General features: G+C 69.9%; 17 protein-coding genes. 8 read left to right on the forward strand and 9 right to left on the reverse strand.

Going from position 1 to position 15051, the window contains the following annotated elements:
- The first annotated feature begins 252 nt into the window (after positions 1 to 252).
- On the forward strand, positions 253 to 444 hold the full coding sequence (locus ACFQ2V_RS15560) for a hypothetical protein (RefSeq protein WP_386053761.1): 192 nt from the start codon (positions 253 to 255) through the stop codon (positions 442 to 444).
- A gap of 381 nt (positions 445 to 825) precedes the next feature.
- Here the strand turns inward: ACFQ2V_RS15560 and ACFQ2V_RS15565 are convergent, their stop codons facing one another.
- Positions 826 to 951 (reverse strand): hypothetical protein, encoded by a 126-nt coding sequence (locus ACFQ2V_RS15565; RefSeq protein WP_386053762.1) that lies wholly within the window; start codon positions 949 to 951, stop codon positions 826 to 828.
- Positions 952 to 1169: 218 nt separating this feature from the next.
- Between ACFQ2V_RS15565 and uvrA the strand changes: the two genes are divergently transcribed.
- Together uvrA and ACFQ2V_RS15575 are read left to right on the forward strand one after the other, a co-directional pair.
- The gene (uvrA, locus tag ACFQ2V_RS15570; protein WP_386053763.1) at positions 1170 to 3539 is read left to right on the forward strand and encodes an excinuclease ABC subunit UvrA; all 2370 of its coding nucleotides are present in this window, start codon (positions 1170 to 1172) and stop codon (positions 3537 to 3539) included.
- A 111-nt stretch (positions 3540 to 3650) separates the two neighbouring features.
- Positions 3651 to 4025 (forward strand): PH domain-containing protein, encoded by a 375-nt coding sequence (locus tag ACFQ2V_RS15575; protein WP_386053764.1) that lies wholly within the window; start codon positions 3651 to 3653, stop codon positions 4023 to 4025.
- Positions 4026 to 4192: 167 nt separating this feature from the next.
- Here the strand turns inward: ACFQ2V_RS15575 and ACFQ2V_RS15580 are convergent, their stop codons facing one another.
- Together ACFQ2V_RS15580 and ACFQ2V_RS15585 are read right to left on the reverse strand one after the other, a co-directional pair.
- Positions 4193 to 5155 (reverse strand): general stress protein, encoded by a 963-nt coding sequence (locus tag ACFQ2V_RS15580; protein ID WP_386053765.1) that lies wholly within the window; start codon positions 5153 to 5155, stop codon positions 4193 to 4195.
- Positions 5156 to 5371: 216 nt separating this feature from the next.
- Positions 5372 to 5596, reverse strand: coding sequence for a hypothetical protein (locus ACFQ2V_RS15585; RefSeq protein WP_386053766.1), 225 nt, complete (start codon positions 5594 to 5596; stop codon positions 5372 to 5374).
- Positions 5597 to 5728: 132 nt separating this feature from the next.
- On the opposite strand from ACFQ2V_RS15585, the gene ACFQ2V_RS15590 reads away from it, so the two are divergent.
- The gene (locus ACFQ2V_RS15590) at positions 5729 to 6172 is read left to right on the forward strand and encodes an ester cyclase (protein ID WP_386053767.1); all 444 of its coding nucleotides are present in this window, start codon (positions 5729 to 5731) and stop codon (positions 6170 to 6172) included.
- Positions 6173 to 6376: 204 nt separating this feature from the next.
- Here the strand turns inward: ACFQ2V_RS15590 and ACFQ2V_RS15595 are convergent, their stop codons facing one another.
- Complete coding sequence (locus ACFQ2V_RS15595; RefSeq protein ID WP_386053768.1) at positions 6377 to 7780, reverse strand: NTP transferase domain-containing protein; 1404 nt, start codon at positions 7778 to 7780, stop codon at positions 6377 to 6379.
- 212 nt (positions 7781 to 7992) lie between these two features.
- Here ACFQ2V_RS15595 and ACFQ2V_RS15600 point away from each other — a divergent pair, with 212 nt between their 5' ends.
- Complete coding sequence (locus ACFQ2V_RS15600; RefSeq protein WP_386053769.1) at positions 7993 to 8571, forward strand: ArsR/SmtB family transcription factor; 579 nt, start codon at positions 7993 to 7995, stop codon at positions 8569 to 8571.
- A complete protein-coding gene (locus ACFQ2V_RS15605; protein WP_386053770.1) occupies positions 8568 to 9359 on the forward strand; it encodes an SRPBCC family protein in 792 nt (263 codons plus the stop codon). The genes ACFQ2V_RS15600 and ACFQ2V_RS15605 overlap by 4 nt, the downstream gene beginning before the upstream one ends.
- A gap of 245 nt (positions 9360 to 9604) precedes the next feature.
- Here the strand turns inward: ACFQ2V_RS15605 and mraY are convergent, their stop codons facing one another.
- The 3 genes from mraY to ACFQ2V_RS15620 form a co-directional block, all read right to left on the reverse strand.
- Positions 9605 to 10717, reverse strand: coding sequence for a phospho-N-acetylmuramoyl-pentapeptide-transferase (mraY, locus tag ACFQ2V_RS15610; RefSeq protein WP_386053771.1), 1113 nt, complete (start codon positions 10715 to 10717; stop codon positions 9605 to 9607).
- A gap of 179 nt (positions 10718 to 10896) precedes the next feature.
- Positions 10897 to 11943, reverse strand: coding sequence for a zinc-dependent alcohol dehydrogenase family protein (locus ACFQ2V_RS15615; protein ID WP_386053772.1), 1047 nt, complete (start codon positions 11941 to 11943; stop codon positions 10897 to 10899).
- A complete protein-coding gene (locus ACFQ2V_RS15620) occupies positions 11940 to 12836 on the reverse strand; it encodes an NAD-dependent epimerase/dehydratase family protein (protein WP_386053773.1) in 897 nt (298 codons plus the stop codon). Before ACFQ2V_RS15620 ends, ACFQ2V_RS15615 begins: the two co-directional genes overlap by 4 nt.
- 124 nt (positions 12837 to 12960) lie before the next feature.
- Here ACFQ2V_RS15620 and ACFQ2V_RS15625 point away from each other — a divergent pair, with 124 nt between their 5' ends.
- Complete coding sequence (locus tag ACFQ2V_RS15625; RefSeq protein ID WP_386053774.1) at positions 12961 to 13524, forward strand: GNAT family N-acetyltransferase; 564 nt, start codon at positions 12961 to 12963, stop codon at positions 13522 to 13524.
- A 60-nt stretch (positions 13525 to 13584) separates the two neighbouring features.
- On the opposite strand, the gene ACFQ2V_RS15630 is transcribed toward ACFQ2V_RS15625, so the two are convergent.
- Both ACFQ2V_RS15630 and ACFQ2V_RS15635 read right to left on the reverse strand, forming a co-directional pair.
- Positions 13585 to 13947, reverse strand: a complete 363-nt coding sequence (locus tag ACFQ2V_RS15630) for a YciI family protein (protein ID WP_386053775.1) — start codon at positions 13945 to 13947, stop codon at positions 13585 to 13587.
- Positions 13948 to 14071: 124 nt separating this feature from the next.
- Entirely contained in the window at positions 14072 to 14536 is a 465-nt protein-coding gene (locus tag ACFQ2V_RS15635) for an SRPBCC family protein (RefSeq protein ID WP_386053776.1), read from the reverse strand.
- A 151-nt stretch (positions 14537 to 14687) separates the two neighbouring features.
- Here ACFQ2V_RS15635 and ACFQ2V_RS15640 point away from each other — a divergent pair, with 151 nt between their 5' ends.
- The gene (locus tag ACFQ2V_RS15640) at positions 14688 to 15047 is read left to right on the forward strand and encodes a VOC family protein (protein ID WP_386053777.1); all 360 of its coding nucleotides are present in this window, start codon (positions 14688 to 14690) and stop codon (positions 15045 to 15047) included.
- The last annotated feature ends 4 nt before the right edge of the window (positions 15048 to 15051 follow it).

Below are 15051 nucleotides of genomic sequence, written 5' to 3' on the forward strand. Positions count from 1 at the left end.
CGTCGGGCCCTGCTGCGCAAGCGGCCGGACATCACCTCGTGGAAGTCGGCGCTCCGCGCGGGCATGGCCGCTCAGGCGAGGTAGATGCATTTGATCGGCGGTGCGAGCTGGTCTGCAGAGCGGTTCGTGACGGTCCGGTCGGTCAGACATCGTGGCTCCGTCGCAGGGAGTTGCCTCTCAGCACTGAGTGGTACGGACCGCTCCGATGCGCGACAGGACGGCCATTCGGAGCGCTGAAGAGGAGATGACGCCATGCCACAAGGCAGCCCTCACGTTCAGGGGAGGGAGGACCCCGCACCCCCGCTGAGGCACGACCTCGTCGACTTTGCGCTGCTCGAGGAGATCGAGCTCCTCGTTGACGTGATCACCCGAGTGGCCGGTCGCACCGACTACCTGTCAGGTGACGAGGTGGACTCCGTACTCGGCCTGTCGCGCATTGCCTGAGGGACTCCCTGTCCCAGAAGACATAGATGCGTTCACGCTCCACGCCGCGTCCCCCTGCATGGGGTTACTCCCTCCTGGCGACGCGTCCGGCCTTTAGTGAGCGAAGGGCCGTCGGCCCCAGTCGGAGACGAACTGCGCGACGAGTTCGGACTCGATCTCCTCAGCGTCGTCGTCCGGCGTCTCGCGCCATGCAACCAGCAGGGCATCGAGGTCGACCACCTGCCAAAGGCATCTGCCGCCCCAGTGCCCGACAGGTTCTCCAACAGCATGCCCCCGGTACTCGTCCACGCGTGTCGCCAAAACCACGCCTGCCGGAGGCTCGGCATCGGCCCGAAGCACAAGGTAGACCCCCGGTCCTCGAGGCAGGGCGGACGAAGCGGCTCAGTACCCGCCGCCTCCGCCACCCCCGCCGTTGCCGCCACCGCCACCGCCATAGACGATCACGAGAACAACCACGACGACAGCGACTGCAACAAGTGCTGCGATCACCCATCGCTTGGTCAGCACCCTGACCACCTCTCTCCCATCGGGCGCCAACTTTCCAGGGTCGGCCCCACACATGACGACGCACCGCGCCATTGCACGGTTCAACCCGGTGGACGTGACATGGCCGCCTGACGACCACGCGGTCTACCCGGTCCCGTGGATCGTGTTGCCATCCAGGGAGGTGGTCGGCTACGAGCCCGTCAAGGCTGCGCAAGCGTCCCACCTGATAGGACAGGGCCGTGACCACTGACGCGACCGACCACTTCGTCCGCGTCCGCGGCGCGAGAGAGCACAACCTGCGCAACGTCGACGTCGACATCCCGCGCGACGCGATGGTGGCGTTCACCGGGGTCTCCGGCTCGGGCAAGTCCTCGCTGGCGTTCGGCACGCTCTATGCGGAGGCGCAGCGCCGCTACTTCGAATCGGTGGCGCCGTACGCCCGCCGCCGCCTCCTGCCGCAGGTCGGTGCTCCGCACGTCCAGGAGGTCACCGGCCTGCCGCCTGCGGTGGCCCTCCAGCAACGCCGGGCAGCCGCCACCTCCCGCTCGTCGGTCGGCACCATCACGACGCTGTCCAACCTGCTGCGGATGCTCTACTCCCGGGTTGGCGACTACCCCGAGGGCGCCGAGCACCTTGCCGCAGAGGCGTTCTCGCCCAACACCGCGGCCGGCGCCTGCCTGCGCTGTCACGGGCTGGGGGTCGTGCACGACGTCACCGAGGAGCTGCTGGTCCCTGACCCGTCCCTCAGCATCTGGGAGGGCGCGATCGCCGCCTGGCCGGGAGCCTGGCAGGGCGCCAACCTGCGCAGCATCGTCAGCGGTCTCGGCATCAACGTCGACACGCCGTGGCGCAAGCTGCGGAAGAAGGACCGCGACTGGCTGCTCTACACCGACGAGCAGCCGTCGGTGCTCATCAAGCCCGAGCGTGACCGCATCGACTACGGCTACTACGGCACGTTCTGGAGCGCGCGCCAGCACGTCATGCACGTGCTGGCGGACTCCCAGAGCGACCGGATGCGCGAGCGGGCGCTGAAGTTCGTCGTGGATGCGCCGTGCCCCGACTGCCACGGCAGCGGGCTGCGACCGGAGGCCCTCGCGGTGACGTTCGCCGGCCGTTCGATCGCCGAGGTCAACGAGCTGCCGCTCACCGAAGTGGTCGCGCTGCAGCGGCCGTTCGCCGAGCAGCCAGAGGAGGCCAACGAGGTTGCCGTACGGATCTGCAGAGACCTGGTCGCGCGCGTCGAGGTGCTCCTCGACCTCGGCCTGGGCTACCTCAGCCTCGGGCGGAGCTCGACCACGCTCTCCCCGGGGGAGGCGCAGCGCCTGCGGATCGCCACCCAGCTCCGCTCCGGCCTTTTCGGAGTCGTCTACGTCCTCGACGAGCCCTCCGCCGGGCTGCATCCCGCGGACGCCGAACCGCTACTCGACGTGCTGGACCGGCTGAAGGCCTCCGGCAACTCCCTGTTCGTCGTGGAGCACGACATGGACGTCGTTCGACGCGCCGACTGGGTCGTCGACATCGGCCCGGGTGCGGGCGAGGCCGGCGGCCGGGTGCTCTACAGCGGCCCCATCGAAGGGCTGGAGGATGTGGCGGAGTCCGCCACCAGCGCCTACCTGTTCGGTCGCGCCGAGCGGCTCGAGCACGCCGTGCGCGGCCCGCAGGGTTGGCTGCAGCTGGCCGGAGTCACCCGCCACAACCTGGTCGACCTGTCCGTCGACATCCCGCTCTGTGTGCTGACCGCCGTCACTGGCGTCTCCGGGTCCGGCAAGTCGACGCTGGTCAGCCAGGTCCTCGCCGAGGAGCCGTCCGTCGGTGACCAGTTCGACCGGCTCGTGGTCGTCGACCAGCGGCCGATCGGCCGTACGCCGCGGTCCAACCTCGCGACGTACACCGGCCTCTTTGACTCGGTGCGCAAGCTCTTCGCCGCGACAGACGAGGCGCGTGAGCGCGGGTACGGCGCCGGCCGGTTCTCCTTCAACCTGCCCGAGGGCCGCTGCGAGACCTGCCAGGGCGAGGGGTTCGTCGCCGTGGAGCTGATGTTCCTGCCGGGCACGTACGCGCCGTGCCCCACCTGCCACGGCGCGCGCTACAACGAGGAGACCCTCGAGATCACCTACCGCGACAAGAACGTCGCCGAGGTTCTCACGCTCTCCGTCGACCAGGCCGCGACGTTCCTCGCCGACGTGCCGGCCGCCGCGCGGAGCCTGCGAACGCTGCGCGAGGTCGGGCTGGGCTACCTGCGGCTGGGGCAGCCGGCCACCGAGCTGAGCGGCGGAGAGGCGCAGCGCATCAAGCTCGCCACCGAGCTGCAACGGGCGCAACGCGGCCATGCGCTCTACCTGCTCGACGAGCCGACCTCGGGGCTGCACCCCGACGACATCGCGCTGCTGCTGCGCCAGCTGCACCGCCTCGTCGACGCCGGCAACACCGTCGTCCTCGTCGAGCACGACCTCGACGCCATCGCCACCGCCGACTGGGTCATCGACCTCGGCCCCGGCGGCGGCGACGCGGGCGGCCAGGTCGTCGCCACGGGCACCCCAACAGAGGTGGCGAGGGCTCAGGACAGCGCGACCGCCCCGTACCTTGCCCGCCGGCTGGCGCGAGCTTGAACCGACGAAGACCAGCGCTCGCAAAACGCACTGAGGACAGCGCAAAGGCGATGAGACGAGCCGGCACGGAACAGCCTTCCCGCTGCGTATACGGCCGGTTATGGTTCGCCGATGATCGACTTCCAGAACGCCAGTTACATCAAGCTCAGTCAGGTGGACTACACCCAGGTAGCCGACCAGATCGACCCCTTGCTGATCGAGGGAGAGCATGCGTTCGCGGCGTACAAGGGAATGCGGGATTACGTCGTCTTCACCAGTAAGCGCGTCATCGCGGTGAACGTCCAGGGCATCACCGGCAAGAAGAAGGACTTCACCTCCCTCCCCCTCGCCAAGATCCAGGCGTTCTCGATCGAGACCGCCGGCACCTTCGACCTCGACGCCGAGCTCGAGCTGTGGTTCTCGGGGCTCGGCAAGGTCAGGTTCGAGTTCAGCGGCCGGACCGACGTGGCCTACTTGAACAAGCTCGTGGCTCATCACGTCTTGTGACATCGCCGGGAGGGCGGGGATCACAGCAGCTTGATCTCGGCGAGCGTGCCGACGTGCTTTTCCCTGTCCTGAACAGCTGGTGGACGTGGTCGGCAGGAGCGGGACAGGACCCCTGGCGCGTCTTCAACAGGCTCCCGCCTTGGTGTTCTCGCGCACCGCCCGACGCCTCAGGTCCGCTTGGTCAGCAGCATGTCCTTCGACACGTTGAGGCGGACGGTGCCGTCCTCCACCACGTCGACCTCGGTGGCGGAGACGTACGCGTCCCGGGCGAACAGACCTTTGCGGTCGACCTTGAGGAAGCCGGTGAGCAGCAGGCGCTCGGCGAACGGGCGCGGCACGTCGGGCATCACGTCCGGGCCCTCGTCCTGGATGCTGATCGCCTGTGGATCACCGAGCTTCACGAACTCCACCTTGCCGACCTCCTCGCCGTTCACGTCCACGACCGCCATGCCCTCGTAGACCTTCTCGATCGGCCCGATCCGGTCGACGGGTCCGCGGTACTCGTCGTGCCGTTGGACGTCGGTGCTACCCAGCTCGGCCAGCAGCCCCTGCGCCCGGGCCACCTCCTCCTCGGTGCCGTGGACGACCAGCAGGTAGCTGCCCGTGCGGACGAGTTCCTCGTACTTCGGGAGGTGGCTCTTGGCCACGAAGTGTCCGAGGAGGACGCCGACTGCGCCCCCCAGAAGCGCGCCCTCTGCGGCCCCGACCGCAGCAGCCGCCAGCGGGCCCAGGACGACGAGGGGGCCAAGACCCGGGATGAAGAGCATCGCGGCCCCGCTCAGGACGCCGAACAGCCCTCCCACCCAGGCTCCCGTCGCCGCGCTGGGACCCGCGAGGTCACCTGTGGTGACGAACCCACTGATCCGGACCTCGCTCTGCATGTCCTTTCCCACGATCGAGATCCGGTCGACCGGGAAGTCCCTCTGGGCGAGCTCTATGACCGCCTGCTCGGCGGCGGCGAGGTCAGGGAAGACCGCGATGACGGCTTGGTCGCCCTGGCCGACCGGACGGGAGTGGGTGGTAGGTGGATTGCTGCCGAGGGTGCGAGCGGGATCCACCGGCGTGACCACCCGCGTGCTGGGGTCGTTACCCGCGGGATCGGCTCCGGTCTGGGTGACGGGATCTGTCATGACGCCCTCCTCGAGTGCTCCGACCGGGCCGCCCGTGCAGCGTCGTCCGGTCACGGGCCGCTATCCACCGTGTCACGTAGTGGCACCCCTCGCTATCCCGCGATCACGTGCCCTTGCAACGTCACCGACACGTCAGCGAACGAGCTCGGCCACTCGCTCGAGCACCGTGCACGTGAAGAGCGCGTCTTCCGCCGCCGATCGTCACCGTGGCTGGCCTCAGGTCTGGTCGCGAACCTCGCGGGCGGCGAGCCAGGACTCGAAGCGCCCTGCTGCTGTCGTCAGGTAGCGGTGGATCCCGGCCTCCAACTGCGCGACCTCCTCGCGCAGCCCGAACATCTGGAATTCGGCCCGACGCTCGGGCGCGCACTCGTGCCCACCAGTACCGGTCCGATCCACGGAAGCGCCGCACTCCTGACAGGGCATGAAGCGGGAACTGAACATCGCGCACCACCTCGTCGTTGTGAGCGCATTCTCCGACTTCAAGTCGAGTTGCACCAGTCTCGGCCCGTTGCCCCCTGCCGGGCCCAGTACTAGCCTTCGACAGGGTGGGCAGGTGCCAGAGCGGAGGCTCAGATGGCAGACAACGCATCCCTCGCGCGCAGGATTCACGAGGCATGGAACGAGCGAAACTTCGACGAGATCGCCGAGGCAACAGCGCCCGAGGCAACGATCACGATCGTCGGCTCGGGTGACACCTTCACAGGCGCCGAGGGCTCTCGCGCCTACAACACGATGTGGTCAGAGGGGTTCCCGGACGGCAAGGTCACAGTCGACCGAGTGATCGACTCGGGCAACTACGTCGTCGTCGAGTTCACCGGCCGGGGCACCCACACGGGAACCTTGGCGACCAGCATGGGTGAGATCCCAGCAACCGGGCGGTCCCTGACCTTGCAACTGTGCGATGTCATGGAGTTCAAGGACGGCAAGGTCGAGAGTCAGAGGACCTACTTCGACACCGGATCCATGATGGCCCAGCTCGGACTCACGTCCGGGCAGACGGCATCCCAGCACCAGTAGTCCTTTCAGCACAACCGGCACCGGCCCACACTGTCCACCCCCCAACGCTCCCTGGTTCACCGCGTCTGTCCGCGGCTTCGGAGATCGGGCGAAGGCAGGCGACCCACAAGAGATGTGTGTCATTCCGCCGCGTCGGGGCGGGCGCTTCACCTACATCTCGACGCTTGTACGCCTGCGCGAGTGAATCCGGGAGGCGGCTCTCCGTCACTCGGACGCGACCGGAGCTCCCGGTGCCGGTTCGGCGACATCGTTCGCGGTCCTGTTCGCCGGCTTGCGGCGGAGGAAAGCGACCCGAAGGCTGAGTGACAGCGCGGATGTCGTCGTGACCGCGGCCAGGGCGGCGATGGGCGCGCCCACGAGGGCTCCGATGGCCACGAGCAGCAGCCGGCCGTCCCGGCCACCCAGCAGCCAACCAAGCGCTCGTTCGGGTGCCGGTGGCAGGCCCAGGGCAGCGGCCCGGTCCTTGGTCGCCATTGACAACAGCGCGCCGGTCGTGGCGGCAACGGTCAGCGCCAGCACAGGTCCGGGACCGTGTCCGTCGAGCGCCCACAGGCCCAGCCCGGTTAGGATCGCGGCGTCGCCGACCCGATCGAGCACGCCGTCGAGCAGCGCACCCTGGGGCCTGCCGCGCAGCTGGAGCCGGGCGACCTCTCCGTCGACACCGTCGAGGACAGAGCTGGCATGGACCAGGAGGGCGCCGGCGACGCCCTGCCCGACGGCAAGCAACACCGCGCCGGCCAGGCCGAGCACGAAGGCGGCCAGGGACACGAGGTCAGGATCAGGTCGCAACGGGACCAGCACCATGGACAGCCGGGTCGACAGCGGGCGGTTGAGCCAGCGGCTGGCCGGCCCGTCGGCGTCCTTGCCGAGCGAGGCGCGCAGCTTGGCGGCGGCGGCCCGCGCGTCCGCGGGACTGTCCACGTCCTGCCACCAGCAGCCGACGGGCAGCGCGACGGCCCGTAGCGGCCGTTCCTGAGCGAGCCGGGTCACAGCCCTGGCCAGAGTGTGGTCGCCCTCGCCGGCGGCCTGCGCCTGGTGACGGAAGATGTCCGGCGGGAGCAGGAACGCGCCGCAGTCGATGGCCGGCTGGTCCAGGTGCTTGCCGAACGCCACCACGGCGCCGTCCACGACCTGCACCCTCGTACCTTCGTCCCAGGCGTCGCGAACCGGACTCGGGTCGACCAGCACTGCAGGCTCACCGGTCGCCAGCAGCCGGTCGATCGCTCCCTCGCCGAAGACGTGGTCGGCGGTGAGCAGCACGAAGAGCGCCTCGCCGGCCACCGCGTCCTCGACCGCGGCCAGCGACGCACCGTTGCCGTCCTGCCACCGGTCGGCATAGACCGCCCTGACCCGGCCAGGGTCCAACCGGTCGACGACGGCCGTGACCGACTCCGCGTCGTGGCCGACCACCACGACGACGGACTCCACCCCGGCGGCGAGCAGGGTCTTCACCGCGCGCTCGACCAGGCTCAGGCCACCCAGCCGCAGCAGCGCCTTGGAGCCACCTCGGGTGATCGAGCTGATCCGCTCTGAGCGACCCGCGGCCAGCACCACACCGACCCGAGGCAGCGACGTCGGCCGCGAAGGCGGCTCCGGGGCCTCAGTCACACGCCACCTCCCATGTGGGCACCACTGGACACTGCGGGCCGCTCACCCTCGGTGAGGTTCTTGAAAGATAGCCCATGACGTGGTCTCGTCGCCGATGTCCGGCGCCGAGGGGCGCGCCGGTGGGCAGCCTGCCGACGACGGTGGGTGAGGGCCCCTTTCGGCTGGCCCCGACACCCCTTGACAAGATTTTTTGTCAGGAGGATGGTGGCGATATGCGGGACGTCGAGGTCATCGAGAGCGCGGAAGCGGCGGCCACCGCGCTGGATCCGGTCCGGGCCCGGCTGCTGGGCGAGCTGGCCGTCCCGGCCTCCGCCGCCGGACTCGCCGCCCGAGTCGGCATCGGGCGCCAGAAGGTCAACTACCACCTCAAGGCGCTCGAGGCGCACGGGCTGGTGGAGCTGTCCGGCGAGCGCCGGCACGGGGGCATCACCGAGCGGGTGCTGCAGGCCACGGCGGCGACATACGTGGTGTCGCCCGCGGCCCTCAGCGCGTCCGCGGCAGACCCGGCATCCAGCGCCGACCACCTCTCGGCCAGCTACCTCGTCGCGCTGGCCGGTCGGCTGGTGCGCGAGGTCGGCGCCCTGGCCCGCCAGGCGGGCGCGTCCGGCAAGCGCCTGCCGACCCTGACCATCGACACGCAGATCGGCTTCACGTCGGCCGCCGACCGTGCTGCCTTCGCCGACGACCTGACCGCCGCGGTGCTCGACCTGGCCGCTCGCTACCACCACGACGACGGGCGCCCGCACCGGCTCCTCGTCGCCGCCCACCCCGTTCCCGAGGAGAACCCATGAGCACCACCCCGAACGTCCCTTACCGCCTGGAGTTCAGCGTCGAGGTCCCGGGCACCCCGGAGCAGGTCTGGCAAGCCATCGCCACCGCCAGGGGCATGAGCGCCTGGTTCGCGCCGACCGAGATGGACGAGCGCGAAGGCGGCGCCCTGCACTTCACGATGGGCCCGGAGATGGGCTCCGACGGCCAGGTCACCGCGTGGGAGCCGCCGCGCCGCCTCGTCTACGAGGAGGACTGGGCGGCGCTCATGGGCAAGGACCCCGATGCGCTGAGCCCGCTGACGTCCGAGTTCGTCGTCGAGGCACAGTCCGGCGGAACCTGCATCGTGCGCGTCACCAGCAGCGGGTTCGGGACCGGCGCCGCCTGGGAGTCGGAGTTCTGGGACACGATGGCCCCGGGCTGGATGCCCTTCTTCGACAACCTGCGCCTCTACCTCTCGTACTTCCCCGGCCAGGAGGCCACCTACCTGGAGGCCTCCGCCTCCCACTCCGGCGACGCGGAGACCCTCTGGTCAACCCTGCACGACGAGCTCGGGCTCGGCGACGAGGGCGCCACGGTCGACGTGCGCGGCGCCAACGGAACGGTCGAGCGCGTCGGTGTGCGGCAGACGCTGCTCCGCCTCACCGCACCGGTTCCCGGGATGTTGAGCGTCTTCGCGTGGGACGAGGGCGGCGGCACGGCGACGGCGGGCGTACGCGCGTACCTCTTCTCCGCAGAAGCCGCGGACTACGTTCGGCGCGAAGAGCCGGCCTGGCAGTCCTGGCTGCAGGGAATCTCCGTCCCTGCCTGATCTTCTTGCGTGCCGACGCACGACCCGACGGCAGCAAACAGCCCCGCTTGCCGTCGGGAAAGCGGGGCTGTTCGTTGTGCCCACCCAGGGGTGGACTCGGATTCGGCAGTCCCTCCACGAACCAGCCAGCTTCCGTTGTGGCGACGGTCTTGTCAGTTCGTCGTCATCAGGTAAGACGATCGAGGGTCGCGATCATGACGCCCTTTTTGCAGAGATTGTCGAATCCGCTGGGAAGGCGCGCCCGCCTACTGGCCGGCGGCCCAGTCGCCGTAGAAGAGCGCGAGGCCCGCCGTGGCACAGAGGCCGGCGATGATCCAGAACCGGGCCACGATGGTGACCTCCGACCACCCGACCATCTCGAAGTGATGGTGCAGGGGCGCGATCCGGAACACGCGTCTGCCGGTGAGCCTGAAGCTGACGACCTGGATGATGACCGATGCGGTGACGATGACGAAGAGACCGCCCAGGACGACCAGGAGCAGCTGCGTGTGGGTGAGGATGGCCATCCCGGCCAGGGCGGCGCCCAGCGACAGGGAGCCGGTGTCGCCCATGATGATCTCGGCCGGCGAGGCGTTCCACCACAGGAAGCCGAAGCAGGCGCCGGCGATCGCGCACGAGATGACGGCGAGGTCGAGCGCGTCGCCCACCTCGTAGCAGGTGGGACCCGGCGCGACGGCACAGCCCTGCGTGTACTGCCAGAGGGAGATCAGGGTGTAGGCGCCGAAGACCATCACCGAGGCCCCGGGGGCCAGGCCGTCCAGGCCGTCGGTGATGTTCACCCCGTTGGAGGCTCCTGCGATGAGCACGCTCGCCCACGCGATGAACAGGACCACGGCGACGACCGGTCCGGCGAAGGCGAGGTCGACGCCGGTGTCCCTGACGAACGAGATCGCCGTCGATGCGGGGGACTGTCCGTTCGCGTCGGTCAGCAGCAGGGCGGCCAGGGCGAAGGCGATGGTGACCAGCGTCTGGCCGATGAGCTTCTGCCGCCCCGTGAGGCCGAGGCTGCGCTCCTTGCGGATCTTGGTGTGGTCGTCGAGGAACCCGACGAACCCGAGCCCGGTCAGCGGGAACAGCACGAGCAGGGCGCTGAGCGAGATCCCGTTGTGGATGACCTTGAGCATCCCCGTGCTGGTGAGGAGCACCAGGAGCGCGTGCGAGCCGAAGTAGCCGACGAACACCGACCCGATGATCACCGCGCCACCCATGGTGGGCTTGCCCCGCTTGACGTGGTGGTGGGTCAGGTCGTCGTGGATGAACTGGCCGTAGCGTCGCCGGACCAGGAAGGCGATGAACGGTTTGGTGCACAGCAGCGCCACCGCCATCGAGATGCCGCCGGCGAGCATGACGTTGATCATCGGAGCCCTTCGCTGTCCTTCATCCTCGGTCCGTGTCTGCGGTGCCACCCAGCGGGCCGGCGTCCGGGCCCCGCGGCCACCGTCGAGTCGCCGCCCACCCTAGGACAGAGCCGCTCGTGGGCGGTCGCCCAACAGGGCGTCGTGCCAGCGCCCCACCACGCCAGGGGAGGCCCTTGGGTTCACGACGCGGCTTGTACCCGAACGACGGTCATGCCTGTCCCACCGGGCCGGTCCATGGCGGCGAGGGCCGCGCCGGCGTCCTCGAGTCCGATGACCTGACCCACGAGGTCCGCCGGACGCAGGGCACCCGCCTCGATCAGGGCCAGCATCGCCGGGTAGTCGCGGGCGGGCATGCCGTGCGAGCCGTAGATCTCCAGCTCCTGGGCGATCACGAGGTCCATCGGGAGCGGGGGCGTCGACGACGGGCCGAGCAGGAGGCCCGCCTGCACGTGCCGCCCGCGACGACGGAGGCTGCGCACCGAGGCCACCGCCGAGTCCGGCGAGCCGAACGCGTCGACGGAGACGTGCGCTCCGCCACCCGTGACCTCCCGGACCGCCGCAGCCACGTCGGCCACCCCGCAGGCGTCGACGCCCGCCGAGGCGCCCAGTGCCGAGGCCCGTTCCAGCGCAGCCTGACTCACGTCGACAACAACCACCCGGGCACCGAGCGCCACCCCGATCATCACGGCGGACAGTCCGACACCGCCACACCCGTGCACCGCCAGCCACTCACCGGCGCCCAGCCGCCCGTGCGTCGTCACCGCCCGGAAGGCCGTCGCGAACCGGCACCCCAGCGACGCCGCCGTCACGAAGTCGACCGAGTCCGGCAGCCGCACGAGGTTCGTGTCAGCGCCGTGGATCGCCACCAGCTCGGCGAACGACCCGGGTCCCGTGAAGCCCGGCTGCGTCTGGTCGGGGCACACCTGGGCCTCGCCGGCCTCGCACCACGAGCAGCGCCCGCACCCGCACACGAAGGGCACCGTCACCCGGTCACCGACAGCCCAGTCCCGCACGCCCGCACCGACCGAGGCCACGACACCGGCGAGCTCGTGACCCGGCACGTGAGGCAACGAGACGGGGTCGTGGCCCTTCCACGCGTGCCAGTCCGAACGGCATACGCCCGTGGCCCGCACCGCGATGAGGACCCCACCGTCCGAGCACTCAGGCGTGGGCACGTCGGCGAGCGCCGGCACACGGCCGTACTCGTCGTAGACGACCGCCCTCACGCGCGCGGGTCCGTCACGACGTCGCGCCACGAGTGCTGCGGCGAGTAGCCGAGGAGGTCGCGCGCCTTGTCGATGGAGTAGAAGGTCTCGTTGCGTCCCATCCGCCGACGCACCTCCACCCCGTCGTAGAAGCGCTCGCGCACCTCGTCGGTCGTCGCCGCGACGGACATGTCGGCGTTGGCGACGTTGAAGACCTCGTAGCCCAGGCCGTCCACCTCGAGACAGCGCTGCACCATCTGGCCCAGGTCGCGGGTGTCGATGTACGCGAAGAGGTTTCGTCGCCGAAGCGCCGGGTCGGTGAGGAACGGCGGGAACATCTCGCCGTACTCGTCCGGCTCGATGACGTTGTTGATGCGCAGCCCGTAGATGTCGGCGCCGGTGCGGGCCTGGAACGACCGCGCCGTCACCTCGTTCGCGACCTTCGACATCGCGTAGGAGTCCTCCGGCACGGTCGGGTGCTCCTCGTCGACGGGCACGTACGCCGGTCGCCGCTCACCCTGCGCGAAGCACACGCCGTAGGTCGTCTCGGACGAGGCGAAGACCACCTTCCGGATGCCGAGCCGGGTCGCGGCCTCGAGCACGTTGTACGTGCTGAGCACGTTGGCGGCGTACGTCTTCGCGTCCGACGTGAGCAGGATCCGCGGCACCGCGGCGAAGTGCACGACGGCGTCGTATGCCGGCTTGGCCGCAAGCTCCAGCTCGTCGAAGCGCGCCAGCCCCGCGAGCGCGGAGTACGTCTCGCCGATGTCGGTGAGGTCGACCGTCAGGTCGTCGACGGCCGGGTGCCCCAGCGGGACGAGGTCGGCGTTGGTGACCTGGTGGCCCTGCTCGGCGAGGAACGGCGCGACGTGCCTGCCGGCCTTGCCGCTGCCGCCCGTGAAGAAGATGCGCATGACCCGATCCAACCACCGACCCGTCACGGCGCCCGATCGTCCGCGTCCGGCGGCATGCTGGGTGGGGACGCGCGAACTGGTGAGACCCGCGACGGCGCGTCGCGGGCGGACGGAGGAGGAACGGTTGTCCGACTACGAGGTCCGGGCGCTGGCGCCGGACACCTGGGACGCCTACGCGGCGATGATGGAGCGGCACAACGGCGTCTTCGGCGGCTGCTGGTGCACGTGGTTCCACACCATGAGCGGTGAGAAGGAGTTCACCTACGACGGCAACCGGGACCTCAAGCAGCGCCTCGTCGAGCAGGACCGGGCCCACGCCGCGCTCGTCTTCGACGGTGACGAGGCGGTCGCGTGGGCCCAGTTCGGCTCGCCCGCCGAGCTGCCGAACATCCGGCACCGCAAGCAGTACGAGCAGGAGCTCGACCTGCTGCCCGACTACCGGGTGACGTGCATCTTCGTCGACAAGCGCCACCGCCGGAAGCACCTGTCGGACATCGCCCTGCAGGGCGTGATCGACCTCGTCGCGGCAGCCGGCGGCGGCACCGTCGAGGGCTACCCGCACGACAAGGGCGGCAAGCGCGAGGCCGTCCTCTACAACGGCACCCGCACCCTCTTCGAGCGGGCCGGCTTCGAGCACGTCCGCACCAAGGGGCCGTTCAACTGCGTCATGCGACGGACCGTCCCGTGACCGCCGCCCGAGTCCTCGAGCAGGTCGGCTTCCCGCACCTCGGTGCCTCGGGCTCGGGTTTCAGGCGAGCCCGCCGAACGGTCGGACCTCGACCTTGCCCCGGCACGCCTTGGACCCCTCGGCCGCGAGCCGCAGCGCCACGTCGCGGTCGGGTACGTCGATGACCCAGAAGCCTCCGATGACCTCCTTGCTCTCCAGGTAGGGGCCGTCGGTCACGACGGGCTTCTCACCCTGGCCGTCGACCACCGCAGCCTGCGCCACCGGTTCGAGGCCGCCGGCGAAGACCCAGAAACCGTCGGCGCGCAGCTTGTCGTTGAAGGCGCCCGTGTCGGCGAACGCCTGCTCCATGTCGTCCTTCGAGTCGTAGTTGCCGAACTCGTTCATCTCGGCCGGGCCGTGCACGGCGAGCAGGTAGTGCGTCATCCCAGTTCTCCTCTGTCTCGGGCGGTTCGGTCGACCGCCTCACCCTGACGTCGAACGGCCGCGGGCCGCTACGACAGCCCACCACGTTTTTCTCCGACGTGGCGCGTCGGGAGGCCGGACCCCCTCAGACGTTCGGCTCGAAGGAGGCGGCCAGCGCGACGAGCACCGCCGTGCGCTCACGGCGCGCGATCAGCCGCAGCACGGGTGTCGCGAGCCGGTAGATGCGGTGCGTGCGCAGCGACACGTGGTGGCGCACGACCGTCGCCCCGTCGCCGGCGGCCTCCAGCGTGTACGCCGGCCAGCCCTCCATGTTGAGCCGTCCCGATCTCGAGCGGTCCCACCAGTGGTAGGTCAGTGCCTTGGGCGCCTCGAGCTCGGAGATCTCGCCGGGGGTCGGGCCGAACAGCGTCTTGTCGACATAGGTCGTCCCGATCGCCGGCGCACCCGCGGACGTCTGCTCGGAGTGCCGGCGGATGCTGCCCTTAGGCGGCATCCAGACGTTGTAGCCCTCGATGTCCACCAGCCGCGCGAACACCTCGGCAGGTGGCGCGTTGACGCGTCGCTCGAGCTCGAAGTCGACGGCGCCCATGGCCTCACATCCTCAGATGACCGTGCGATGGCGGTGCGGCGGATGTTCCCAAGGGTAGGGCCACGCGACCGGATGCTCCTGAACCGACGATGCCGAGACGCTCCCGTCCTCGAGGACGCCGAACGTCCGGGTGAGCCCCTACGGTCGGTCCATGGCCATCGCCCGATACCCCAGTTTCGTCATCGACTGCCCCGACGCCGGGGCACTCGCCACCTTCTACGGCACCATGCTCGACTGGACGGTCAAGGCGTCCGACGACTGGGCCGAGATCCGCGACAGCGAGACCGGCAGCTGCATCTGCTTCCAGCAGGTCGGGGACTTCACGCCGCCGCAGTGGCCCGGCCAGCAGGTGCCGCAGCAGATGCACGTCGACGTCATGGTCGACGACCTCGACGCCGGTGAGGAGGCCGTCGTGGCGCTCGGTGCGACGAAGCACGAGCACCAGCCCGGCGAGTCGTTCCGCGTCTTCCTCGACCCGGCCGGCCACCCCTTCTGCCTCTGCGTCGACTGAGCGC

Origin of the sequence: Terrabacter terrigena (assembly GCF_042676085.1) — a bacterium.
Taxonomy (GTDB): domain Bacteria; phylum Actinomycetota; class Actinomycetes; order Actinomycetales; family Dermatophilaceae; genus Terrabacter; species Terrabacter terrigena.